Origin of the sequence: Marivirga arenosa, assembly GCF_030503875.2 — a bacterium.
Taxonomy (GTDB): domain Bacteria; phylum Bacteroidota; class Bacteroidia; order Cytophagales; family Cyclobacteriaceae; genus Marivirga; species Marivirga arenosa.
In genome coordinates, this window is the sequence record NZ_CP129968.2 from 3665905 (window position 1) to 3690509 (window position 24605).

22 protein-coding genes are annotated in these 24605 nt (G+C 33.7%); 13 read left to right on the plus strand and 9 right to left on the minus strand.

Annotation, left to right across the window (positions count from 1 at the left end):
- Window positions 1-73: 73 nt before the first annotated feature.
- Window positions 74-352 (plus strand): hypothetical protein, encoded by a 279-nt coding sequence (locus tag QYS47_RS15715; protein WP_302102017.1) that lies wholly within the window; start codon window positions 74-76, stop codon window positions 350-352.
- Here the strand turns inward: QYS47_RS15715 and tamL are convergent.
- Window positions 340-2769 carry a translocation and assembly module lipoprotein TamL gene (tamL, locus tag QYS47_RS15720; protein WP_322347070.1) on the minus strand — a complete coding sequence of 810 codons (2430 nt, stop codon included), beginning with the start codon at window positions 2767-2769 and terminating at the stop codon, window positions 340-342. The two genes, QYS47_RS15715 and tamL, sit on opposite strands and share 13 nt — an antisense overlap.
- 19 nt (window positions 2770-2788) lie before the next feature.
- Here tamL and QYS47_RS15725 point away from each other — a divergent pair, with 19 nt between their 5' ends.
- A complete protein-coding gene (locus QYS47_RS15725; RefSeq protein ID WP_322347071.1) occupies window positions 2789-3529 on the plus strand; it encodes a TrmH family RNA methyltransferase in 741 nt (246 codons plus the stop codon).
- Here the strand turns inward: QYS47_RS15725 and QYS47_RS15730 are convergent.
- The gene (locus QYS47_RS15730; protein ID WP_322347072.1) at window positions 3523-4140 is read right to left on the minus strand and encodes a CatA-like O-acetyltransferase; all 618 of its coding nucleotides are present in this window, start codon (window positions 4138-4140) and stop codon (window positions 3523-3525) included. The genes QYS47_RS15725 and QYS47_RS15730 overlap by 7 nt on opposite strands.
- 121 nt (window positions 4141-4261) lie before the next feature.
- On the opposite strand from QYS47_RS15730, the gene QYS47_RS15735 reads away from it, so the two are divergent.
- From QYS47_RS15735 to QYS47_RS15745, 3 genes are read left to right on the plus strand one after another with little or no spacing between them, the layout of a single operon-like run.
- Window positions 4262-6631 (plus strand): TonB-dependent receptor, encoded by a 2370-nt coding sequence (locus tag QYS47_RS15735; protein WP_322347073.1) that lies wholly within the window; start codon window positions 4262-4264, stop codon window positions 6629-6631.
- Complete coding sequence (locus tag QYS47_RS15740; protein WP_322347074.1) at window positions 6621-7556, plus strand: DUF4249 domain-containing protein; 936 nt, start codon at window positions 6621-6623, stop codon at window positions 7554-7556. The genes QYS47_RS15735 and QYS47_RS15740 overlap by 11 nt, the downstream gene beginning before the upstream one ends.
- Window positions 7549-7773, plus strand: coding sequence for a DUF2905 domain-containing protein (locus tag QYS47_RS15745; protein ID WP_322347075.1), 225 nt, complete (start codon window positions 7549-7551; stop codon window positions 7771-7773). Before QYS47_RS15740 ends, QYS47_RS15745 begins: the two co-directional genes overlap by 8 nt.
- Window positions 7774-7829: 56 nt before the next feature.
- Here QYS47_RS15745 and QYS47_RS15750 read toward each other — a convergent pair whose 3' ends face one another.
- On the minus strand, window positions 7830-9548 hold the full coding sequence (locus tag QYS47_RS15750; protein WP_322347076.1) for an amidohydrolase: 1719 nt from the start codon (window positions 9546-9548) through the stop codon (window positions 7830-7832).
- Window positions 9549-9641: 93 nt separating this feature from the next.
- Entirely contained in the window at window positions 9642-10616 is a 975-nt protein-coding gene (gene hemB, locus QYS47_RS15755) for a porphobilinogen synthase (protein ID WP_302122998.1), read from the minus strand.
- A 140-nt stretch (window positions 10617-10756) separates the two neighbouring features.
- Here hemB and QYS47_RS15760 point away from each other — a divergent pair, with 140 nt between their 5' ends.
- The gene (locus QYS47_RS15760; RefSeq protein ID WP_322347077.1) at window positions 10757-11563 is read left to right on the plus strand and encodes a 5'-nucleotidase, lipoprotein e(P4) family; all 807 of its coding nucleotides are present in this window, start codon (window positions 10757-10759) and stop codon (window positions 11561-11563) included.
- 87 nt (window positions 11564-11650) lie between these two features.
- Entirely contained in the window at window positions 11651-13471 is a 1821-nt protein-coding gene (locus QYS47_RS15765) for an ATP-binding protein (protein ID WP_322347078.1), read from the plus strand.
- Window positions 13472-13478: 7 nt separating this feature from the next.
- On the opposite strand, the gene QYS47_RS15770 is transcribed toward QYS47_RS15765, so the two are convergent.
- The 5 genes from QYS47_RS15770 to QYS47_RS15790 form a co-directional block, all read right to left on the minus strand.
- On the minus strand, window positions 13479-14924 hold the full coding sequence (locus QYS47_RS15770) for a GAF domain-containing protein (RefSeq protein ID WP_302122987.1): 1446 nt from the start codon (window positions 14922-14924) through the stop codon (window positions 13479-13481).
- Window positions 14921-15574 (minus strand): TlpA family protein disulfide reductase, encoded by a 654-nt coding sequence (locus tag QYS47_RS15775; RefSeq protein WP_302122986.1) that lies wholly within the window; start codon window positions 15572-15574, stop codon window positions 14921-14923. The genes QYS47_RS15770 and QYS47_RS15775 overlap by 4 nt, the downstream gene beginning before the upstream one ends.
- 152 nt (window positions 15575-15726) lie before the next feature.
- On the minus strand, window positions 15727-16047 hold the full coding sequence (gene hpf, locus QYS47_RS15780) for a ribosome hibernation-promoting factor, HPF/YfiA family (RefSeq protein ID WP_322347079.1): 321 nt from the start codon (window positions 16045-16047) through the stop codon (window positions 15727-15729).
- Window positions 16047-16397 (minus strand): HepT-like ribonuclease domain-containing protein, encoded by a 351-nt coding sequence (locus QYS47_RS15785; protein ID WP_322347080.1) that lies wholly within the window; start codon window positions 16395-16397, stop codon window positions 16047-16049. Before QYS47_RS15785 ends, hpf begins: the two co-directional genes overlap by 1 nt.
- Window positions 16398-16489: 92 nt before the next feature.
- A complete protein-coding gene (locus QYS47_RS15790) occupies window positions 16490-16990 on the minus strand; it encodes a Fur family transcriptional regulator (protein ID WP_302128896.1) in 501 nt (166 codons plus the stop codon).
- Between the two features lie 251 nt (window positions 16991-17241).
- Between QYS47_RS15790 and QYS47_RS15795 the strand changes: the two genes are divergently transcribed.
- The 6 genes from QYS47_RS15795 to ccoG are packed head-to-tail and all read left to right on the plus strand — an operon-like array spanning window position 17242 to window position 24605.
- Window positions 17242-19665 (plus strand): heavy metal translocating P-type ATPase, encoded by a 2424-nt coding sequence (locus tag QYS47_RS15795; protein ID WP_322347081.1) that lies wholly within the window; start codon window positions 17242-17244, stop codon window positions 19663-19665.
- Entirely contained in the window at window positions 19662-19862 is a 201-nt protein-coding gene (gene ccoS, locus QYS47_RS15800; RefSeq protein WP_302122978.1) for a cbb3-type cytochrome oxidase assembly protein CcoS, read from the plus strand. Before QYS47_RS15795 ends, ccoS begins: the two co-directional genes overlap by 4 nt.
- Window positions 19852-21975 carry a cytochrome-c oxidase, cbb3-type subunit I gene (gene ccoN / locus QYS47_RS15805; protein ID WP_322347082.1) on the plus strand — a complete coding sequence of 708 codons (2124 nt, stop codon included), beginning with the start codon at window positions 19852-19854 and terminating at the stop codon, window positions 21973-21975. Before ccoS ends, ccoN begins: the two co-directional genes overlap by 11 nt.
- Before the next feature lie 11 nt (window positions 21976-21986).
- A complete protein-coding gene (locus QYS47_RS15810) occupies window positions 21987-22175 on the plus strand; it encodes a cytochrome C oxidase Cbb3 (RefSeq protein ID WP_302122973.1) in 189 nt (62 codons plus the stop codon).
- A complete protein-coding gene (locus tag QYS47_RS15815; RefSeq protein WP_322347083.1) occupies window positions 22172-23134 on the plus strand; it encodes a c-type cytochrome in 963 nt (320 codons plus the stop codon). Before QYS47_RS15810 ends, QYS47_RS15815 begins: the two co-directional genes overlap by 4 nt.
- Window positions 23135-23192: 58 nt before the next feature.
- Window positions 23193-24605, plus strand: a complete 1413-nt coding sequence (gene ccoG / locus QYS47_RS15820) for a cytochrome c oxidase accessory protein CcoG (RefSeq protein WP_322347084.1) — start codon at window positions 23193-23195, stop codon at window positions 24603-24605.

Sequence of the window (24605 nt, forward strand, 5' to 3'; positions counted from 1 at the left end):
TATTAATCAGATGCTGATAGAGAAATTGATAATTGATTTTATTAAATTTGATTACTACATAATTTAATAGGACATGGAATACACTAGTGGTAAAGCCGAAGAATTCTTCAGAAAGGCTGGAAGAAGAATAGATGAATTACTTCAAGAAGTAAGCAGCAGCAATATTTCTGAAAAGCTAGAATTAAAAGAAAGGCTTGCTGAGTTGAAAAGGAATAAAGAATCTTTAGAAAAAGATTTCGATAAATTTACAGAAGACAATAAAGAAGTATTGCGCGATATATCAAAAAGCTTTGAAGAATCTATAGAGGATATTAAAAATGTCTTTCGCAATAAGAAAAATCAGAATGGATAACCTATTCCAATATTAAGGGCAGGGCCATAGTTCTGCCTTGTTCCTAAATTCCATTCTGAAATAGTCCATCTTTCTCCTGGCTCTCTAGCAGGATCGTATAATTTAAATCCTAAGTCAAATCGGAGAATAAGGAATGAAAAGTCAATACGTAAACCAAAACCTGTTCCAATCGCAATTTCTTTGTAAAACTCATTAAGCTTGAATTGACTCCCAGGGTTTTCTGCATCATCAGCAAATGTCCAAACATTTCCTGCATCTAGGAATAAAGCCCCATCTAAGAAATTGATCAGATTTCTTCTTACTTCAAAGCTTGTTTCCAATATTATTTCTCCCGGTTGCTCAAAATTATAGATGAAATTACCTTCATCATCGGTCTCAACAAAGCTACCTGGACCTAAACGTCTTGGAGCCCAAGCGCGAATACTATTACTACCCCCTGCAAAATAATATTTTTCATAAGGAAGAATATCCTCGGAAAAACGTCCATAAGGTCTCGCTACTCCAACATTAAAACGATAAGCAAAAGTACTTTCTTTACCATAAGGAATATAGGTTCTGTAATCAATTGAAGCTTTCAAAAATTGAAAATATTGTAATGAATCTTGATTTAAGCTTTCATTGATTGCATTAATATTTAGTAAATTCCCACCTGTTTCCGCAAATAACCTTAGATAGCTCGCTCTACTTTTCGCCTGACCATAATTATTAAAATTCTTGGAGACTGTAATTGAACTACTAGAAACAAATGAGGGAAGGAAAGATCTACTTAGCTGGCCTCCAAAGCGGCTTTCTCTTTCAAGCAACTGTTGAAAAGTACTATCGAGGGCGGATTCAATAAAGTTAACATCAGTTACAGTAAGATCATATATCCATCTCTTCTTATTTTGCCAAGAATAACCAAAACTCCCATTCAAATTACTTCTCTCATATTCAGGTCTCTGCGTAAAATTAAACCCGACACTTGTTTTAGTTTTAGGGTTTAATAAAGCAAATTTTGACTTAACGGTTGTTCCTAATGGAAAAAGAAAATGAGGAAATGTAAACCCTAAATTAGCTCTTGCTTCAGTAGCTGTTGTTACATTAGTTTGATCCGATAGAGTTGCCACTGCTTCATATCCAATCCTTCCAGATAATTCCATTATCTCTACGCCACCAAATGGATTTCGATTCTTCAGCGACACATTATAAAAAGGCCCGGGTAAACCAAAGGTTACATTTACATTAACCCCTACCTCATTACTCAGCTGAAATTTCTCTAATGGACTTGTGAAAATATTAGCAATAAAATCACCACCCGCTGTATCATATTTTATGTTTACGAAACGGAACATATCTAAATTTGCAAGCTGTCGCTGAGTATTAAGCGTATTTTCTAAACTATAATATTCTCCTGGTCTAATGAATACTCTTTGGTCTAATACTTTTTTTCGGTATGAATAATTATAATAGGAATAGTCAATTCCATTAAACTTTTCTGATGTTCTTTTAAGTCCACCTATCTGAGTATTAACATCAGTAGTGAAATTAACTTTATCTAAAGCGTATCTTTTGTGCTTACTTAAACCTTGTGGTTTATTTATAAGAATTTCTAAACCGAGAGCTGTAGTATCAGGATTTCTGAAAACATTATATTCTACATATTGTCTGGAAAAGGTATAATACCCATTATCCTTCATAATATTTTCTATTCGCTCCCTTTCTGATGTGAGTTTACTTTGTTCATAAACATCACCTACTTTAATTAGGCTATTTCTTTTGGAGCCAATCAATACGCTCATTATCGTCTTATCATCCCCTGCATCATAAAATATAGTATCTATTCTATAGGCTGAATTCTCTTTTACATGATAAGTAACTATTGCATGTTTTTTAGTAACCCCTCTAAAATCAACAGTATAATCTACTTCTGAATCAAAATACCCTTTTGATTCCAGATATAATTCCATTTGATTTTTAGTATCCTCTATTCTTGATGAATCATATACTGCAAGTGGTTCTCCCCAACGCATAAAAAGATTACCGTCTTCAAGTTTTGTATTGAATTTTTGATTTTTCTTGTTCAGTTTTCTTTCTAAACGAGTAGCTTTATTAAATTTATCATTATTTCTAGCTTGCTCAATTTTAGACGATAATTTGGCTTGAGTATTCTCCTTTTCTTTTTGAATTTCCTCTGCATCATACTCCGCTTTTCCTAATTCATAAATTGCAACAAATGGTGAAAAAGGAAGAAGTAATATGCGTCTGTTGGCCTTCTGTCTATATAGGTCTTCTAAGCGATCAGAAGATATATTTTCATTACCTTTGATTTTTTGCTTGTATAGAAGCTTTTCATCTTTTTGTAGGTAACTTGTACCCACACAAGAACTAAAAAAGACTATACTTAACAGTAAAAAGGTTTTTATTAATTTTATAATCAATTTGAGCGCTATCGATTAAATGCTTACTAAGAATAATACAAAGTTCATCAAATCTCTTCAATTAAAGAAATTCCGACAGAAAGAAGGGCTTTTTCTAGTTGAAGGTGCCAAAAACACCCTTGAACTGATCCATTCTTCCTACAAAATTAAAAACTTATTGGTTACGGATTCATTTTTATCTCAAAATCAAAATGTAATAAATTCAAATAATATTGAGGTCGAAATTTTAAAAGAGAAAGAACTTAGCAGCATCAGTACATTTAAAAGTAATGCTGATGCGCTAGCAGTAGTCTATGAAAAAACTCCGCCAACATATAACGCTGCTGGATTTGATTTAGTTTTAGATGATATCAGAGACCCAGGAAATTTAGGAACCATTATCAGGTTAGCAGATTGGTATGGAATCAAAAATATTATTTGCTCCTCCACAACAGCTGAATTTTACAACCCTAAAGTTATAAGCGCTTCTATGGGGTCTATTTTCAGAGTTAATTTATATAGAGAAAATTTATCTGAATTCTTAAAAAAGCAAAAGGATAGGGAAATCTATGGCGCATTATTAAAAGGAGAGAATGTACACAAAACAGACTTTAAGCAAAACGGATTATTAATAATAGGGAATGAATCACATGGTATTAATCAAGAGTTAATTCCAATGATTTCCAATCACATTACTATCCCAAGAATAGGGGAAGCAGAATCATTAAATGCTGCTATGGCTACTGCTATTATTTGTGATAATGTGTTTAGAAATCAATAAATCAAGCTTTCCAACTTTTGAATGAACTGACCTAAATGATAGCCATCCACAAATGCATGATTTACATGAACTGAAAATGGCATAAAAGTCTCTCCATTATCAGTAAATATCTTTCCAACTGATATTTTCGGCATGCTATCAGGAAACTTAAAATTTCTGGCATGTGATATTGAAGTGAATTTCATCCATGGTACAGCTGTAAAATGAATAACATCTACCATCCCTCCCATCAAATCAAGGCCTTTTTCATTTTCGATTCTGTCAATCTCACTTTGAACATTTTTTGAAAATTCATCAAAGGAATCTGAATAGAGCATACGAGAATAACCAAAGGTTTTATCGGACCTTAAAACTGTAGCAGAAATATGAACAGTTTCAACATCATATACATCACCCTCAATTAATCTATAACGCATTTCGGGCACGCTATTGACAGCTATTATAATTTTATGGAGATAATATTTATAAAATGATATTTTATTTTCCTTGCAGTAGTTATAAGCTTCACTACACTTTAGATTTATATTTACACCATAAAATGGCTCATCAAATGAATTGAAAAAATTAAAATGATCTGATCTGGGATGATTATTAAAATCTATTTTTTTCACAGCTCTATAATTTGAAGCATCAAAGGTAAATAATATTATTTCTTTTAATCTTCTATAATACCACCAATTAACTTACGTTTGTATTTAGTTACAAAATCAAACTATCAACCACTGGTATTACATGAAACATTCTTTACTCCTTATACTATTCTTTAGTATTAGCTATCACTCTTTTGCCCAAAATAGAATTAGTGGCTATATTAAAGATGCAGAAACAGGTGAAAACCTTATTGGTGCCAACATTTGGCAACCCGCTACCAAACAAGGGACATCCGCCAATAATTATGGTTTTTACAGTCTGAATTTATCTGCTGATACGGCAACTTTAGAAGTATCTTATGTTGGATATTCTACTGTCAAAAAATTCATAAAATTAGATGGAGATACTACTATTAATTTTGAGCTCTCCATATCCGATGATCTCTCCGAAGTAGTAGTAAAAGGAACCAGACCTGAGCTGGAACTCACAAAAATGAGTAGCATTACAATAACTTCTCAAAATATTAAAGCCATACCCGCATTATTAGGAGAGGTTGATGTTTTGAAAACGATTCAATTGATGCCTGGAGTTCAAAGTGGCTCCGAAGGAAGTAGTGGAATTTACGTAAGAGGCGGTGGACCAGATCAAAACCTTATTTTATTAGACGGAGTACCTGTTTATAATGCCTCTCACCTCTTCGGGTTTTTCTCTGTTTTTAATGCTGATGCTATTAGTAATGTGGAAGTCGTAAAAGGAGGATTTCCCGCTCGATATGGGGGTAGGCTTTCTTCAGTGATCGACATTAACATGAAAGATGGTAATATGAAAAACTGGCAAGCTGATGGTGGGATTGGCTTAATATCATCACGACTATCAGTTGAAGGTCCATTAATTAAGGATAAAGCTTCTATTATTTTATCCGGCAGAAGAACTTATATAGATGTATTGGCTAGGCCAATTATCAGAGCCAGTACAGATGATGTTGATCTAGGTTATTTCTTCCATGATTTCAATGGTAAAATCAATTATAAGTTCTCTGATAAGGACCGAGTATATTTAAGCGCTTACACTGGTAAAGATAAGTTTTACGCCAGAGATGAATACGAGTTTGAGGATGCAATATCTGTAAATGAATATAAAGATGAATCAGGAATCCAATGGGGTAATTGGACTACTGCTGCAAGATGGAATCACCTTTTTTCTAATCAGTTATTTTTGAATACAACCGCAACCTATAGTCAATATGACTTTGATTTATTCAATGAAAGTTATTACAGATACGCTACTCCAGATGATGAAACAGTAGAGAACTTTTATGCGGAATATAATTCAGGAATTACAGATTACGGTCTGAAAACTGATTTTGATTATTATTTGAATAATGGTCATTCATTAAAGTTTGGTACTAATTATATCTATCATATTTTTCGACCTGAGGCTTTCAACTTTGAGGCCGACTTTCAAGAAGATATTAATATCCCAGATACAAAACCTATTTATGGAAATGAATTTTCTGTTTATGTAGAGGATGAATTTGAGCCTTTACCAAAACTTAAAATAAATGCAGGTATTCATGCATCTGCTTTTAAAGTAAATGATGAATTCTACACTTCATTCCAACCCAGAATCAGTACTCGGTACTTAATCAATCAAAACTTATCTCTTAAAGCATCTTATTCGGAGATGGCCCAGTTTTTACACTTGTTAACTAATTCAGGTATAGGTTTGCCTACTGATTTATGGGTTCCTGTTACAGAAAATATTAAGCCACAATATTCGCAGCAAACTGCTGTTGGAATCTCTTCTTTACTAGCAGATGGGAAATATGATATGTCGGTTGAGGGGTATTACAAAAATATGAATAACCTTATTGAATATAAAGAAGGCTCCAACTTCCTAAACCTTACAGAAAGCTGGGAAGATAAAATAGCTATAGGTAATGGCTGGAGTTACGGTGCGGAATTCCTTTTTAGAAAAAAAGAAGGAGATTTTAACGGATGGATTGGTTATACCTTATCCTATAACAACCGCCAATTTGATGAGCTTAATTTCGGCAGAGTATTTCCTTATAAATATGATAGAAGACATGATATCAGTATTGTAACTAATTATCGCCTTAGTGAAAAATGGGAAATAAGTGGAACTTGGGTATATGGCACTGGAAATTCAATAACGCTTCCTATTGCAAAAATCCCACCACTATCAGAACAGCCTAGATTTTCTGACGGTTATTTTTACGGAAGCAATGAAGTATACCAATATAGTAATCGAAATGCTTACAGAATGCCCTCATACCACAGAGCTGATTTTGGTATAACCCGACATAAAGAAAAAGACTGGGGCAGTTCAAGCTGGACTATAAGTGTTTATAATTTATACAATAGGCAAAATCCATTTTTTATAAACACTACTACCAATAGCATAGGAGAAACATCTTTTAACCAAATAAGTCTTTTTCAATTAATTCCTTCTTTTACTTATAACTTTAAATTCAGGCCAAATGAAAAATAATCTAAAGTTTATCCTATTTTCATTAATTCTGCTCTCAGCATGTCAAAAAGAAGTGGATTTGAAAATCGATGAAAATGAATCCAAAATAGTATTAAATGCCTGGTTTAAAACTGAACAACACCCTGTTGTAGAAGTAAATCGATCAACTTTTATTTTTGACAAAAGAGGAACTGACATCATTCAAAATGCAGAAGTAATCTTGTTTGAAAATAACGAGGATATTGGCTTTTTGGAGCACTTTGGTTCAGGTTTTTATCAGAATGAAAACATTAAAATTAAACCCGATACAGAATACAAGATCGTTGCGAAAGTTGATGGTTTTGAAGATGTTACAGCAATCGAAAAATCATTAATGAAATTTAATGATAGTGAATATGAATTTGAATATGAATCGTTTTCAAACCCTGCTGGAAGTAATTATCAATCGCTATCAGATATTAAAATAACCCTGAAAGATAATAGCTCATCAGAAGACATCTACCTTTTCTTGGTAAAAGACACCAATAAAAGTTGGAGTAATGAGAATCCATACGACACGCTCTACAATGAATTTATTACCAATCTAAACTCATCCGATACTCAAATCGAGTATATCTATTCACCAGGTTTAGGGCAAATGCAAATTCTAAGAGATGAATTGTTTAATGGGAATGATTACACCATAAATTTCAGAACTAATGATTTAAGAAAATATGAATACAGTGATGAGGAACGCAGCTATATTTCTCAAAATGTAATTGAAATTCATAAAATTAGTAAATCCTTTTATTTGTATTTAAAAAGCATTGAAAATAATCAATATCCCGACCCCTTTACCGAGCCATCTCAAATTTACACGAATGTTGAAAATGGATATGGTATTTTGGCTACTTCTACAGTAAGTAGAATACAAGTTGATGAATTTACTGAAGAACTCAATGAATAATAATCTTGGTAAATATTTAATAATAATAGGCGGACTTATCATATTAGTCGGAATTTTGATCTACTTTTTCCATGATAAACTTCAATGGTTAGGAAACCTACCTGGAGATATTAGAATTGAAAGAGAAAATTTCAGGTTTTACTTTCCTTTGACCACCATGTTACTCGCCAGTTTGGTGATTTCAATTTTAATACGCTTATATAGATATTTCTTCTAATGAAAAAGGCTCAGTAGTGATTTACTGAGCCTTCTTATTTTTAAATATTGTTGATTCTATTTTTGATATACTACTTTGCCATCGAAAATAGTCATGGCTACATTAGTTTCCAAAATTTCATTCTCCTCAACTGTCATGATATCTTTATCGAAAACCGTGAAATCAGCAAGTTTGCCTACTTCTATTGATCCTTTTATATCTTCTTCAAAAGCACCGTATGCAGCATCTAAAGTGTAAGATCTTAAAGCCTGTTCTCTTGTCATTTTTTGCTCTGGCTCATATCCTCCTTCTGGTTTACCCTCTAGAGTTTTTCGCGTAACACTTGCATAAAAAGATGCTAAAGGATCAATCGGTTCAACTGGAACATCCGTACCATTCACAATAGGCACTCCTGATTCTAATAAAGCCTGCCACATATAAGCCCCTTCTTTTATTCTTTTTTCACCTAATCGATCAATCGCCCAAGGTCTGTCTGATGACATGTGAACTGCTTGCATAGCAGGAATTACACCTAACTCGGCAAATCTCGGTATATCATCAGGATGTAAGTGTTGAGCATGCTCAATTCTAAACCTATGATCTTCTGTTTTTTCAGGCTGTTCTTGCATTGCCTTTTCATATCGATCCAAAATTTCACGATTCGCTCTATCCCCAATTGCATGAGAACAAACTTGAAAACCATTTTCTAAGGCTTTTTGTGAAGTGGTGTAAACAAAACTCATCGGTAAAGTTTCATGTCCAAAGTGGCCTGGCTGATCTGTATATTCTTTTAATAACCATGCTCCTCTTGAACCTAAAGCACCATCACAATTTAATTTGATAGACCTAATCGTCAGCAAATGGGAAGAATCTACTTCAATGCCTTTCTCATACCATTCTTCTAAAAGCTCAGGGTCCCAGCCAGTTAACATTGCATACATACGAACCTTTAACTTGCCTTCTTCTTTCATTTTTCTGTATAAGGCAATGTTCTCTTTTCCAATACCTGCATCATGGAAACTCGTAATTCCATTTCTATGACTGGCTTTAACCGCTAATTCGAATGCTTTTCGGTCTTTTTCAGGGGTACTCTCTGGAATATGCTTAGTAATCAGGGTCATGGCTCTTTCATTAAAAACCCCTGTAGGATTACCCTGCTCATCTCTAAAAATTTCACCTCCTTCTACATCTAAATTAGCCATGCTTTCTTTCGATAAAGGTAAAACGCCAGCTATTTGCATTGCTTTTTCATTTGCCATACCCGCATGTCCACTTGCATGTCTTAAATACACTGGATTATTTGGAGAAACTTCACTAATCGCATGATGTAGCGGAAATCCATTTATAGTATTTTCAGGTAATTCATTCCATTTACTTTGATGCCATCCTCTTCCAGTAATCCATTGACCTGGCTCAGCAGCATCCACGGCTTCCTTAACTTTCTGGATAACTTCATCAAAACTTTTCGTTTGTAAAAGGTCAACATTCAACTCATTATAACCAAGGCCCATAAAGTGCCCATGGCCTTCTATAAAGCCAGGGGTCATGGTTTTACCCTTAAGATCAATGACTTTGGTATTATCATTTTTATACTGATCTATTTGAGTGGCTGCTCCTGCAAAAATGATTTTATTATTCTTTACGGCTACTGCTTCAACAGTGGGCATATTATCATTTACAGTATATATAGTACCTCCTGAAATGATTAAATCAGCCTTTTCTTGTTCATTTTGATTTTGACAACTCGCAAATACTAAAATAAATAGCATTGCGAGTATGGTTCTTATATTTCTCATACTTTTTTAAATTTGATTGAAAGTAATCTTAAAAAGCAAGAAATACAATAAGGATTATTTGAATGGAAGCAGCCCATATCAGGCTGCCTATTTTTAAGACCTTAAAATTTGAGCAGCCTCTTTTGCAAAGTAGCTTAGAATCACATCCGCTCCCGCTCTTTTTATGCTTAAAAGGCTTTCCATCATAGTGGCATCACCATCTAACCAGCCCTTTTCTGCAGCCGCTTTAATTAAGCTATATTCACCACTTACATTATATGCAGCAATCGGTAATTCATTATTTTCTTTCAAAAGATGAATGACATCAAGATAAGCCAAGGCTGGTTTCACCATTAAAAAATCAGCTCCTTCCTGTGCATCAAGTTCAGCCTCTATCATGGCTTCATGTTTATTTGCAGGATTCATCTGGTAAGTTTTTTTATCTCCTGACTTAGGAGCTGAATCTAATGCATCTCTAAACGGACCGTAAAATGCAGAAGCATATTTAGCGCAATAACTCATGATAGAAGTGTTTTCAAAGCCATTTTCATCTAATGCATCTCTTATGTATTCCACTCTACCATCCATCATATCAGATGGGCCTATGATGTCAATCCCTGTTTCTGCTTGCGCTAAGGCCATATCGGCTAATACATCCAGCGTTTCATCGTTTAAGATATTTCCATTTTCATCCACAATTCCATCATGGCCATCACTGCTATAAGGATCCATAGCGACATCAGTCATAATACAAGCTTCAGGAAATTTAGATTTTATTTCTTTTAAGGCCTTTATGTAGAAGAAATTCGGATCAGCACTTTTGGTAGCCATTTTATCTTTGTACTTCTCATCTACGACTGGAAAAACATCAAATGCTTTTATTCCCATATTTAGGCATTCCTCAATTTCCTTTAACATTAAGTCTAATGTAAAGCGGTAAATGCCTGGCATGCTATCAACTTCCACCTTCTTATTGGTACCTTCTAATAAGAATAGAGGGAAAATAAAGTCTTTAGTAGTAAGTGTGGTTTCTTCCACCATTTCACGAATGGCGGCTGATTTTCTATTTCTTCTAGGACGAATAAGCATATCTCTAAATTTTTCTTTCTCAAAGTTAAGGTTAATCTAGCGCATAAGAGATTAGATTCTAAAAAAACTCAAATGCTTTACAAATTTATATATAAGATCAAAAATAGACTCTATTTTTGTAGAAGGAAAAAACAACCGTTATGCGATTACTAATCATATTCATTTTTTCAATAGGAATTACAGCTTGCAATCAAAGTCTAAAAAATAAAACTATGAGCGCTGATGAAAAGCTCTCTTTACAACTGGGAAATGCTACCGTCTGGTTTCAGCAGTCTGCCGAGATGGAAGCTCTTTATCTGCAAGCTTATGATAGAGCAAAAATGCTTTTGAAATTGAAAATGGACACCTTATCGAAAAGTGATTTAGCACCAGCCGTTGTTTTAGATTTGGACGAAACTGTACTAGACAATAGCCCTTTTGAAGCCAGATTATTCTTAGATGGCGAAAACTACAGTCCCAGTAGTTGGGAAAAATGGTGCAAAGAGGCTAAAGCTGAATTATTACCAGGAGCAGCAGATTTTCTCGAATTTAGCGACTCACTAGGGGTTCGTATTTTTTATATCTCAAATAGAAAAAATGAAGTATTTGATGAAACTCTTAAAAACCTCCAAAATTTAAATCTTCCTCAATCAAATGCTAATCATTTACTTTTAAGAACTACTACGAGCGATAAAACTGAGAGAAGAGATTCCGTAAAAGCTGGTCATCAAATCTTATTATATATAGGGGATAATCTGACCGACTACAGTCAAATATTTGCCGACAGAGATTCAAATTTGGGTAAAGATTTAGTGCATAAGAATAAAAAAGAGCTGCTTAATAATTTCATTATGTTAGCTAACCCTATGTATGGTGAGTGGGAATCAGCTGTTTATAAAAACGATTACAGTAAATCCGCTTCTGAAAAAATTGAATTAAGAAAAGATATTTTAGACCCCTCCTATTGAGGTTTTGCTAAAATAAACGGAGATAAAATATAATTTATTTTATATTTTTCATTAATCTTCATATTTTGTGAAACTGTTTACAATTATATGAAGATTAATACATCGTTTTACCTTTTCATTCTTTCTTTTTTTGCTTTAAACTTAAGTTCCTATTCTCAAGAAGATATAAGTTGGGCTGAAGCTAAAGAAAAGAAAAGTGCCTCTTTAGATCTTCATTGGTATATTTCCAAGCCATTCATTTATCTTAATTCTCATCAAAAACTCGAAGGTTTAGAAGTTGAAATAATTGAATCTTTCAAAACTTATGTAAAAGAGGAATATGAAGTTGATCTTCAATTAAACTGGAAGGAATCGAAAAGTTTTTATGATATAATTAAAAACACATCCAATACGAATAAACCCAATTCTTTTGGCGTTTCTGCTTTTTCTATTACCAATAAGAGAAAGGAGATCGTAAAATTCAGTTCTTCCTACCTTCCTGACGTAGCCGTTTTAGTATCAAGTAAAGGAACTCCAATAGTAAGGACTTTAGATGGGATCAATAAGATGATGAAGGAAATGACAGCCGTTACTATCAAAGGGACTACTTATGAACAGCTATTAATTGACATAAAAAGGCAGCTTAATTTAGATTTTAATACACTTTATATTAAATCAGATAAAAATATCTTAGACGAAATAAGTAAAGCTGATGATAGATTTGGCTTCATAGACCTTCCAATATATTTAATGCTAATTAAACAGGGCGAAAGTCTTACCAGGCAAAATTTCTTTACGATTAAAGGTGACGGCTATGGTTTTATAATGCCAAAAAATAGTGATTGGAGCATTATTTTTGATGAGTTCATTCAAAACCCCAAAACTACCACACAATTAGCTAGGATAACCTCGAAATATTTGGGGCCTGAGCTTTATAATTTTATTGATGGATTATATAATGAAGAAAATATAAGTGCCTCTATACTTACAAAAGAAAAAGAATTACAACTTGAACAATTAAAGACTGCTAATCTTTTAATTCAACAAGAAAAAAACAATCAATTCACATACATAGCATTAGCTATATCCTCTTCAATTTTAGTAGCCATAACACTCACTTTATTTTACAGAGAGCAAAAATCATCTAAAGCATTAAGTAAAAAAAATGAGCAAATCGAAAAACAGCAATTAAGTATAAAAAGTAAAAATGAACAGCTTTCAAATAGAAATCTTCAGCTTACTAATTTAAATGAAGAGAAAAACAATTTAGTTAAAATACTAGCACATGACTTACGATCACCAATAAATCAAATTACCGGTCTATTAGAAATCTTAAAATTAAGTGAAGAAAACATAAGTAATAACGGTAAAATTACAATTAATCAAGCGCAGGATTCAGTTACTCGCATTAGCCAGATGATCAGTAAAATATTAGATTTTGACGCTTTAGAGGGTAATCGGATGAAAGTAATGTTGGAAGATATAAATGTTAGTGAGTTACTTGATTCAATTGAAAAAGAATTAGAGGTGCTTGCTGATAAAAAAAGTATTAAAATTGACTATAAAACTAATGAGGTTATATCAATTAAATCTGACCACCTGTTTTTAACTCAGATATTGGAGAACATTATTGTAAATGCTATAAAATTTTCAAATAAAGATACATCAATAGATGTTCTAGCTTTCAAAAAAGATAATGAAATCATCTTTTCCGTTAAAGATCAAGGCCCTGGCTTTACAGATGAAGATAAGTCCATGCTTTTCAAAAAGTTTCAAAAATTAAGTTCTAAGCCAACTAATGGTGAAAACTCAACAGGTTTAGGCTTATCAATTGTAAAAAAATATGTGGATTTATTGGAAGGTGAAGTGTGGGTAGAATCAGAAAAAGGAAAAGGAAGCACATTCTATGTAGCGCTTCCTAATGTTTAATAATTTTTTATTTCTCAGCTAACTTCTTTTTCAACTCTTCATTTTCTTTTTGAGTTTCATCAAGTTTAAGCTCATAATCTTTTTGTGTCCTCTGCATTTCTTCCTGAGTTGCAGAAAGCTCCTCCATATTCTGACGCATTTCCTCCTCTTGAGCTCTCATCTCTTCAGTTTGTTGCTGTGATTGCTCATAAAGCTCAGTAGTTCGTTGTGTTACTTTTGCTGTATTTAATGCCACTGCAATACTTTCGCCTGCCTTCTCTAGGAAGTCTTTTTCATACTCTTTCAATACTCTAAAACTTGCTAATTCAATTACACCTTCAATGGTTTCATCTCTTTTAACAGGCGTAATAATTATAGATCTTGGATTTGCATCTCCTAAACCTGATTTTATGTTAATATAATCATCAGGTACTTCTGTCAAATAAATGCTATCCTTTTCTTGATAAGATTGTCCTACTAAGCCTTCTCCTGGCATTAATTGCTTTTTAATTTTCTTCCTTCTATCGTAAGCGTAAGCTCCCTGAAGTTCAAGTACAGTTTCTCCTTTTTCATCTTCGGTTACAATAAAGAATCCTCCTTGATTTAGCTTCATATATTTCACTAGGAATTCAATCACCTCATAAGTTAAATCCTTAAGGTTAGTACCATTATCGCGGATGATATTTGATAACTCTGCAAGCCCTTTATTAGTAAAGCGTTCCTGCTCTTCTCTTAATGAACTTTTCTTGAGACTATCGCGCATATCAATTAGCGCTGCACTAAGCGGATTATCTTCGTCTACATCAAATTCCTTATCGTAATTATTATTGGCAATTTCTTTTGCAAATTCAATATTTACTTTAGTTGCTTTTTCTCTATCTTCACTTTCTATCAACTTTTCAAATAGAACAAAAGACCTTTGCTTACTATTAATTGAATATATTGATGCAATTATTACGGCCACCACAACTAAACCTACATGAAATGCGAAGGTTTGTAAATCCATATAATCTAGTTGAGTAAAATAGATAGATTGATAAGCTTCATTTCCTTCAATAAACCCTAAATATTGAATATATGCAAAAGATGCATGATGAATCGCTATAAATAAGGTAGCCGGAATAAATACCCTATAATCCTGATAAGCCATTAAAACTATAATAGCAACAAATGCAGTAAAGTGCATTTCAAAAAGGCCATGCATTTGATAGATGAATTGAGCCATGAATATACCCACTACCAAACTTCCTATATATTGGTGAGCTCTCTTACCTCTCAATATAAATTTAACACCGAAATACAATATTAAACTCAAAGAGCCAACTCCTAAACCGACCAACCATGTATCATAAAAGAAGGCTAAAAATATACCAAATATGTAATAACCTAATAATGTCCTTTCTATTAACCTATCCGCTCTGCAATTGATTTCATTCATAAAGGGTTTAAAGCGGTCTACAGAAATTTTGCTCATTTTTCTAAAAAATTAAAAAACTTATCAATTCTAGTTAAATCATTACCATTAGCTGGTAATTCACATCCATACGCTATAGTTGCTAACTCTGGAAATACGGGTGCTTCTTTTCCAGTGGTCATAGCCTGTAATGCTATGGAAGCAAACTTCGTATTTTGGGTTGTACAAAATCTTGCTTTATTGTAATTACCACTGAAATATATAACATTATTTTTAATTAAAACTGCTTGCGGAGTACTATAAATACCCAACTGATTTGCAATCTCGCCTGAGGTATCCAAATGTAATCGAATACCTAAATCATATTTTTCTCTGAATTCTTTAATTTCTTTAGGTGATTTATCAATGGATTCTAGAACCGCAATGAATTTCACCTTATCGCTATATTGTATTGTCAGATCCTTAAATTCTTTAATATTAAATCTGGAACAAGGGCAATCATAGTTGTAGAAGTGGACAAATACATCCTCTTCATTTTGAACTCCTAAGGCCTTTAATACTGAAGCTGAAACAGAATCTCCTGACTCTATTTCTATTAGGTTTTCTGGTTTTGGAGTAGGCTTAGAAAATTTCCATTCCTGATTCCAAAATATAAACCCGATTGTAGTTAGAATCGATAATATAAATATTATCGCAATTGTAATTCTCATAAATTCTCCCCTATATATCAGCAAGTTAGAAATATTAATAGGTTTTAAAAGTAGATACGAAATATAATCTACAAATAGATTTAATTTACGGATGTATATAAGGAAAATGAGGACAAAAAAAAGAAGTAGTAAAATCTACTTCTTTAAATTAGTTATTTATCAGGTCTATTTTGATGACGATCTTTTACCTTCTCTTTTATTCTGCTGAGATTACTCTTTGCAGTATCGTAGCAATCTTGTGCTGCTGTAACAAAACTATCTCCCTTTCCAGTTACAAAAAGATCGTTTCCTGGCAAAAAGAACTTTGCCTCAACTGTTTTTTCTCGATCATCATTTTGAGCGTTTGATTTTAAGTAAAGATCAATTCCCACGATTTGGTCATTATACTTACTTAGTTTGTTAAACATGTCTCTAACATGATCATTCAGTTCCTGACTAATATTAAAATCTACTGGTTCTAGCGTAATATCCATTATGATAAGTTGTTTTGGTATAAATCTGATTGTTCAATAGTTTCAGCTACATTCCTTAAATCCGCCAAAACATTAAAAACTTGTTGATGAGCGGTTTCAGCCTCTTGATTATATCGAGCATTTCTGAATGCCACTAAAGGCTCAATATTAATTTCTGCTGGCAGTTTTTGATTTTCCGATAACTCTCTCGCGGCCTGACCAATTTCCTGAAGATATTCATAAACTGTTTCTTTTACAGTTTCGTTTTTACGGAAATCTTCATAAGTCATGCCATCTGTTTGAGCATTAATTTGAGCTATATTATCTACTATCCTATTTAAATGTTGTACGGTTTCTTGTAATTGCATCATACTATAGAAAGCGTTTAAATCAGGATTTTGTTACGATTAATTCAGATTTACGGTAAGATAAGTAATTAAAAAAGCGCCTAATAATCTAGTAATTAATCCTTTGCTACTTCTTTTCTTTTTAAGTTCTCACAATTTTCAATAGTGCAATCTCCATAAAAAACTAAAGAATGATTTTTGATATCTGAACTTAGTGATTTCCCTATTCTCTTTTTAATTTCCTCTATGCTAGGGTCTAAAAACTCCTTTATTTTTAAGCAGTTGTTGCAAACTAAATGGTCGTGGTGCTCATAAGTTAATGCCGGCTCATATAGTGCATTCTTATCTTTAAAATTATGTTTTACCACTAAACCGCATTCCACTAATAAGTCTATAGAATTATAAACTGTAGCTCTTGAAATCGTATATTCCTTATTTCTCATTCTTAGGAATAAAGTCTCAACATCTATATGTTCATCCTGAGGGAGATAATATATTTCTTCTAATACAGAATAGCGTTCTGAAGTTTTTCTTAAATTCTGATCATTCAGATACTCATCTAATATGTTTTTTGCGCGCTGCAAAATTTCCTTCATCACTGGTTTAGAGATCGACATTATTAGCTTATTTTCTTTTTCAACCACTAAAGTTAAGTTTTGATTATGAAGTACAAAATAGCATAGGATTAATTTATTGAAGTTTAAAGCCATTCTAAACTAAATTTTTTAGTTACTTCCGTCTCCTTTACATATGTTATTATTTTTTTGTAGATTGAAGTGTGTGATAAATCTCAAGCCAAACCATGATAAATGTCATGTTTTTAGAACTAGACTGCTGCTAGTTTTGAATCTAGAAAATTTAGCTATTAATGAGTTTAGAAACAGCACAGAATAAAGCCTTAAAATGTACCCATTGCGGAGAGCCTTGTGTGGATGAATTAATCCAAAGCCAGGGAGAAAACTTTTGCTGCGAAGGTTGTAAGATGGTTTATGAAATCTTGCTGGAAAATGACTTAGATAACTTTTACTGTGTAGCAGATTCACCAGGAGTTAATAAAAAGAAAAATAATAGTTTCGAATATTTAAAAGAAGAAAGCTTTGCGAACAGCCTGCTCGATTTTAAAAATGATGAAATAAGTAAAGTTCGATTCTTTATTCCAGCAATTCATTGCAGTGCTTGTATTTGGTTACTTGAGAAATTATACAAATTGAATTCTGGCATTGTAAGCAGCAGGGTGGATTTCAATAAAAAGACGGTTATCATCTCTTTTAAGCATAATAATCTTTCACTGTATGAACTAGTAAAATTATTAGATTCCATTGCTTACACACCTGATATTCAACTTGAAAATAAAAAAACTAATCCCTCTCCTTATAGAAGAATTTGGCTTCAGATTGGCATAGCAGGTTTTGTTTTCGGTAATAGCATGCTTTTCAGCTTACCAGAATATTTTGGACTTGATATCCTGAATGAAGATTTACTAACCAAAATATTCCCTTATTTAAATGCTTTATTAGCTATTCCAGTACTAGTTTTTTCAGCCCAAGATTATTTTAAATCTGCTTGGGGTGTCATCAGGCAAAGACAAATCAATATGGATGTTCCCATCAGTATCGGGATCATCACTTTATTTATTTATAGCTATTACATTATATTTATTCAATCCGGTTTAGGCTATTTAGATTCCTTATCTGGCCTGATATTCTTTTTATTACTAGGGAAATATTACCAACAGAAAACTTTTGATCACCTTCGATTCGATAGAGACATTAAATCATTCTTTCCTCTTTCAGTAAGTAGAATAAAAGGAAGGTTAGAAGAACAAGTGTTATTAAATAATATTCTTCCATCTGATATTTTAAAAATCAGAAACGAAGAAATTATTCCAGCAGATAGCTTATTAATTTCAGATTCTGCATCAATAGACTACAGTTTTGTAACTGGCGAATCTTTACCGGAAATCAAGCAAAAAGAAGAGCTAATTTATGCAGGTGGCCGTTTAAAAGGATCTGCAATCTTAGTTCAGGTAAAAAAGAGACCTTCTCAAAGCTACTTAAATCAGTTATGGGATGATGAATCCATTCAAAGTGGTGCGAAAGCAGCCGTACAAAGTACTGCAGATAAAATTAGTAAATATTTCACTGGAGTTGTTTTATCAATTGCTTTTATCGCCTTCTTAAGCTGGTTATTCATAGGGTCGTTTGAAAATGCCATCACCGCATTTACTACTGTCCTGATAGTGGCTTGTCCGTGTGCCTTAGCACTAGCTACACCTGTTACACTTGGTTTTGCAATGAGAATACTGGCTAAAACTGGATTCTTTGTAAAAAACACCCAAGCCGTAGAAAACTTATCAAAAATTGACACAATAGTATTTGATAAAACGGGCACATTAACTTATTCAGATAAAGCAGAAGTAGTATTTGAAGGAAATATGCCAGAGCATAAAGTTTTAGCAGCTGTAAAAACCTTATTTAACCAATCAAAGCATCCATTAAGCAGAATTATTTACAATTGGCTTCCATCCTATCCCGTTCAAAATATTGAGGATTATAAAGAAATCAGTGGCCAAGGCATTTCTGCAAAAGTTAATGGCCAAATCATTAAATTAGGTAAAAAGGAATTTGTTGATCACCAATTAAAAAGTGATAATAATACTGTAAATAGAACGCAAGTCTATATTAATGTAGATGGTTTAACTTATGGCTGCTTTAATGTTAAGCACGTTTTTAGAGAAAACATAGGTGATTTATTCAATAGTCTCACTCCTGAATACGAATTAAGTCTGCTTTCTGGTGACATTTCTACCGAAAAAGACTACTTAAAGAAGTGGATAAAGGAGGAAAACCTTTATTTTGAACAGCTTCCTGGTGATAAAAAGGAATTCATACTAAAATCTCAAGCTGCAAATCAAAAGGTATTAATGGCAGGAGATGGATTAAATGATTCTGCTGCATTAAAGAGCAGTGATTTTGGATTAGCCATTACTGAATCAACCAGTCAATTTAGTCCTGCTTGTGATGGAATTTTATTAGGAAATAAAATTCAACAGTTGCCAAAAATCATGAAATTCTCAAAATCTGCTTTCAAATTAGTGATTGCTGGTTTTATAGTATCATTCCTTTACAACATTATCGGTTTAAGCTTGGCAGTTCAAGCCTTATTATCCCCTGTTATTGCTGCTGTCTTAATGCCTATTAGCTCCTTTTCTGTAGTGCTTTTAGCTACTGTAGGCACAAGGTATTATGCTAAAAAATACTTCTTCAACCCTCAAAATAAGAATGAGATATGAGTGTAATGATCATCCTAATTATAGTGAGTTTGTTCGTTGCCAGTGGATTTCTGGCGGCATTCATCTGGGCTGTAAAATCAGGCCAGTTCGATGATGCCTCCACTCCATCTTATCGCATGCTGTGGGATGATGCAACCACTCAAAAGAAAATAAATAAACAATCGTCTAATCATAAACAAAAATCAAATGGGAATTGAAAAATTTCACTATGACAACAAAGTCGTCAAATACTTTGCAATAGCAACAGTAATTTGGGGCGCTATAGGAATGCTGGTTGGCTTATTGGCCGCCACGCAATTATTTGCACCTGAAGCCAATATGGGTAATGAATATACCACCTTTGGCCGAATAAGACCTCTCCATACAAATGCCGTAATTTTTGCATTTGTAGGGAACGCAATTTTTGCTGGGGTTTATTATTCGATGCAAAGACTCCTAAAAACAAGAATGTTTAGTGATGCTCTATCATGGATAAACTTCTGGGGATGGCAAATCATCATTCTTTCAGCTGTTTTAACCTTACCATTAGGCATCACCACTTCTAAAGAATATGCTGAATTAGAATGGCCAATTGATATTGCCATTGCTCTAATTTGGGTAGTATTCGGTATCAATATGATTGGTACTATCATTAGAAGAAGAGAAAAACATATGTATGTTGCTATTTGGTTTTACATCGCTTCTTTTGTAACAGTTGCAGTACTTCATGTAGTAAATTCATTTGCACTTCCAGTTAACTTTTTAAAGAGTTACTCTGCTTTTGCAGGTGTACAGGATGCTTTGGTACAATGGTGGTATGGGCATAATGCGGTTGCATTTTTCTTAACAACACCTTATTTAGGTTTGATGTACTACTTCTTACCTAAAGCTGCAAACAGACCCATTTATTCTTATAAACTATCGATCGTTCACTTTTGGGCTTTGATATTTTTATACATCTGGGCAGGTCCACACCACTTATTATATACTTCTTTACCAGAATGGGCACAAGCTCTAGGTACAGCTTTCTCTATTATGTTGATTGCGCCATCTTGGGGTGGTATGGTGAATGGGTTATTAACCTTAAGAGGTGCTTGGGATCGCGTTAAAGAAGATCCTATCTTGAAATTTATGGTAGTGGCGATTACTGCTTATGGTATGGCAGTATTTGAAGGTCCTATGCTTTCATTAAAAAATGTAAATGCTATTGCTCACTATACAGATTGGATTGTAGCACATGTGCACATTGGTGGTTTAGGCTGGAATGGATTCTTAACCTTCGGTATTTTGTACTGGATGATTCCACAAATGTGGAAAACACAGCTATTCTCTAAAAAATTAGCAAATACACACTTCTGGTTAGGTACTCTAGGAATTGTATTCTATGCATTGCCAATGTATGTATCAGCCATTACACAAGGCTTAATGTGGAAAGAATTTACAGCAGAAGGTATCTTACAATACCCTAACTTCTTATCTACCACCTTACAGATCATCCCTATGTATATGCTAAGAGCATTTGGAGGATTATTATACTTATCAGGTGTTTTTGTTATGGTTTATAACCTTATCAAAACAGCTAAGCAAGGAACATTTGTGCCTAACGAAGCTGCTGAAGCTCCTGCTTTAGAAAAAGCAGTAAGCACAGGAAAAGAATACTGGCACAGAGTATGGGAAAGAAAACCTGTTTTCTTCACTATTTTAACTACAGTTGCTATTTTGTTAGGAGGTATTTTTGAGTTGATACCATCTTTCATGATGAAAACGAAAGATGTTACAACCATTGCATCCGTTCAGCCTTACACGCCACTTGAGCTTGAAGGTAGAGATATTTATATCAGTGAAGGTTGTGTAGGGTGTCACTCTCAAATGATTCGACCATTCAGATCTGAAACTGAAAGATATGGAGAATACTCTAAAGCGGGTGAATTCGTTTATGACCGCCCATTCCTATGGGGTTCAAAAAGAACGGGACCCGATTTACACAGGGTAGGAGCAAAATACCCGGATTCGTGGCACTACAACCATATGTATGATCCAAGATCCATGTCTCCAGGTTCTACCATGCCTCCATATCCTTGGTTATTGAGCCAAGCTTATGATTTAGAAGGACTTCCTGATAAGATCACTACAATGAGAAAATTGGGAGTTCCTTACGAAGATGGATTTGAAGAGGATGTACAAACAAATGCATTAACACAAGCTGATAAAATTGTTAAAAGCTTGAAAGCAGATGGAATTGAAACAGTACCTGAAGCCAAAATTGTAGCCTTAATTGCATACCTACAAAGACTGGGTACTGATATTAAAACTGAAGTAGCAGAAAATTAAAATAAGAAGACATGTTTAAACACTATTTTGAAAAAATCGATAATGTGGAAATTTTTCCAATCATCTCTTTAAGCATATTCTTCATATTCTTTATTGGGTTGATTTGGTGGGTAATCAAAGCAGATAAAAATTATATCAGCAAAATGAAATCCTTACCGGTGGAAGAGGAAACTAAAACACTTAAAACGGACCAACAATGAAAATTTTTAATAAAAAGTTATGGACTGGCCTTTTCCTATTTGGGATAGGCCTTCAGCCAATTTTTGCTCAAACTGAAGAGGTTTTGGAAGATATCACAATTGAAAAAGTTTCTATCTGGGATCAGTTAATGCAAACTGAACAGGGTAGAATGTTACTGTTGATTGGTGGATTGCTAGCGACTTTAATAGTACTACTAATTGTACTAACTATCCTTATGGTTAAAACTGCTGATATAATTCTCAATAAAAGAGCAGCAGAAAAAGGAGAAGTTAGATTATCCTTCTATCAGCAGTTTAAACAAAGATGGATTACAGGTAAATTAAGACCGGTTGATCAACAAGGTGACATGATGCTGGATCACGATTATGATGGCATTAAGGAAATGGACTATGGAATGCCTCCATGGTTGAGTTATGTTTTCTTAGGCACTTTCCTATTCGCTGTATTCTATATCCCTGCTTTTTTAATTTTTGATATTGTACCAGATCAGCAAACTGAATATCAACAACAAATTGAAGAAGCAGCTTTATTAGCAGAAGCCAGAGCTAAAGCTGGAATGGTAGCTATTTCGGCAGAAACTGCAGAGTTTTCAGATGAGCAATCTGTAATTGAAGCAGGTAGTGCTATATATCAGAAAAACTGTGCTGTATGCCATGCAAATGATGGCGGGGGTGGTGTTGGTCCCAATTTAACAGATGAATACTGGTTGCATGGTAATGACATTTCAGGAGTTTTTACTACGGTTTCTGAAGGTGTACCGGCTAAAGGTATGATTCCTTGGAAAGGGAATTTAAGTCCTAAAGAAATTCAAGATGTATCAAATTACGTCTTGAGTTTAGTGGGAACAACTCCTGCTAGTCCGAAGGAACCTCAAGGTGAGATTAGAAAACAAGAAATGGCAGAAGAGAGAATAGAAGAAAAGGTTGAGGAATTACCTGAAGTAAAGGAAGTAGAATAAATATATTTTAAAAACCTGTCAAGCATATCAATGCCTGACAGGTTTAAATTACAGTAAAATGGATAGTTTAAATCAAGAGCAGTTTAGAGGTCAATTAGCCACCGTTGGCGAAAAAGGAAAAAGAAATTGGATTTTTCCCAAGAAGCCTAAAGGCTTTTACCACAATTATAGAAGGATATTGGCGTGGCTTTTATTGATTTTGTTTTTTGCTGGTCCATTTATCACCATAGGTGGTCACCCTTTACTATTATTCAATATTTTTGATCGAGAATTCGTAATTCTTGGTAGTGTTTTCTGGCCTCAGGATACTCACCTACTCATTTTTCTTTTACTGATCTTTGTAATCTTTGTATTATTATTTACAGTAGTTTTTGGAAGAGTTTGGTGCGGATGGGCCTGCCCTCAAACTGTGTTCATGGAAATGGTATTCCGTAAAATTGAATATTGGATCGAAGGTGATGCCAATCAACAAAGAAAACTTGCGGCTGCTCCATGGAGCTTTAATAAAATCTGGAAAAAGAGTTTAAAACAAGCAATATTCCTAGCCATTGCATTTTGGGTATCGCATACTTTCATGGCCTATTTATTAGGAATAGATGAAATGACTACCGTCATAAAAGCGGGGCCTAACGCTAATTGGAGTGGCTTTACAGGGCTCCTAGTTTTTACAGGTATCTTTTATTTTGTATTTTCTTATTTCAGAGAACAGGCTTGTACCGTAGTTTGTCCATATGGTAGACTTCAAGGTGTTTTCCTTGATAAAAAATCAATAGTTGTGATTTATGATTGGCTTAGAGGTGAACCAAGAGGGAAAATGAAAAAGAGAGAACCTCAAGCGGATAAAGGTGATTGTATAGATTGTAATTTATGCGTTCAGGTTTGCCCTACAGGCATAGATATTCGAAATGGTACGCAAATGGAATGCGTAAACTGTACGGCTTGCATTGATGCTTGTGATGAGGTAATGACTAAAATTGATAAACCAAAAGGTTTGATCCGATTTGACTCTGAAGAAGGGGTTGAAAAGAAAAAGAAAAAATTGATTACGCCTAGAGTCATGGCTTATTCAGCAGTACTTGCTATTTTAGTAGTAGCCATGGGCTTTTTATTAGTGCAAAGAGCTCCCATTGAGGTGACCGTTACCAGAACGCCTGGTTCAATTTATCAAATAAAAAATGATTCTATTATTAGCAATATGTACCAGATGGAAATGATTAATAAATCATTTGATGATATGAATCTAAGCTATAAAGTGATCCCAAAAAGTGCAACACTATTTTTCCCAGCAGGTCCTATAAAAGTTTTAGAAGGTCAAGCAAAAGAGGATACTTACGTATTTATAGAAATGACAAAAGATTCCTTCTCAAAAATTGATGAGGAAATAGTAGTTGAAATATACCGCGATGGAAAGTTAATTCAAAAGGTAGATTCTCGCTTTCCGGGACCAAAAACATTTAATAACGCATTATAA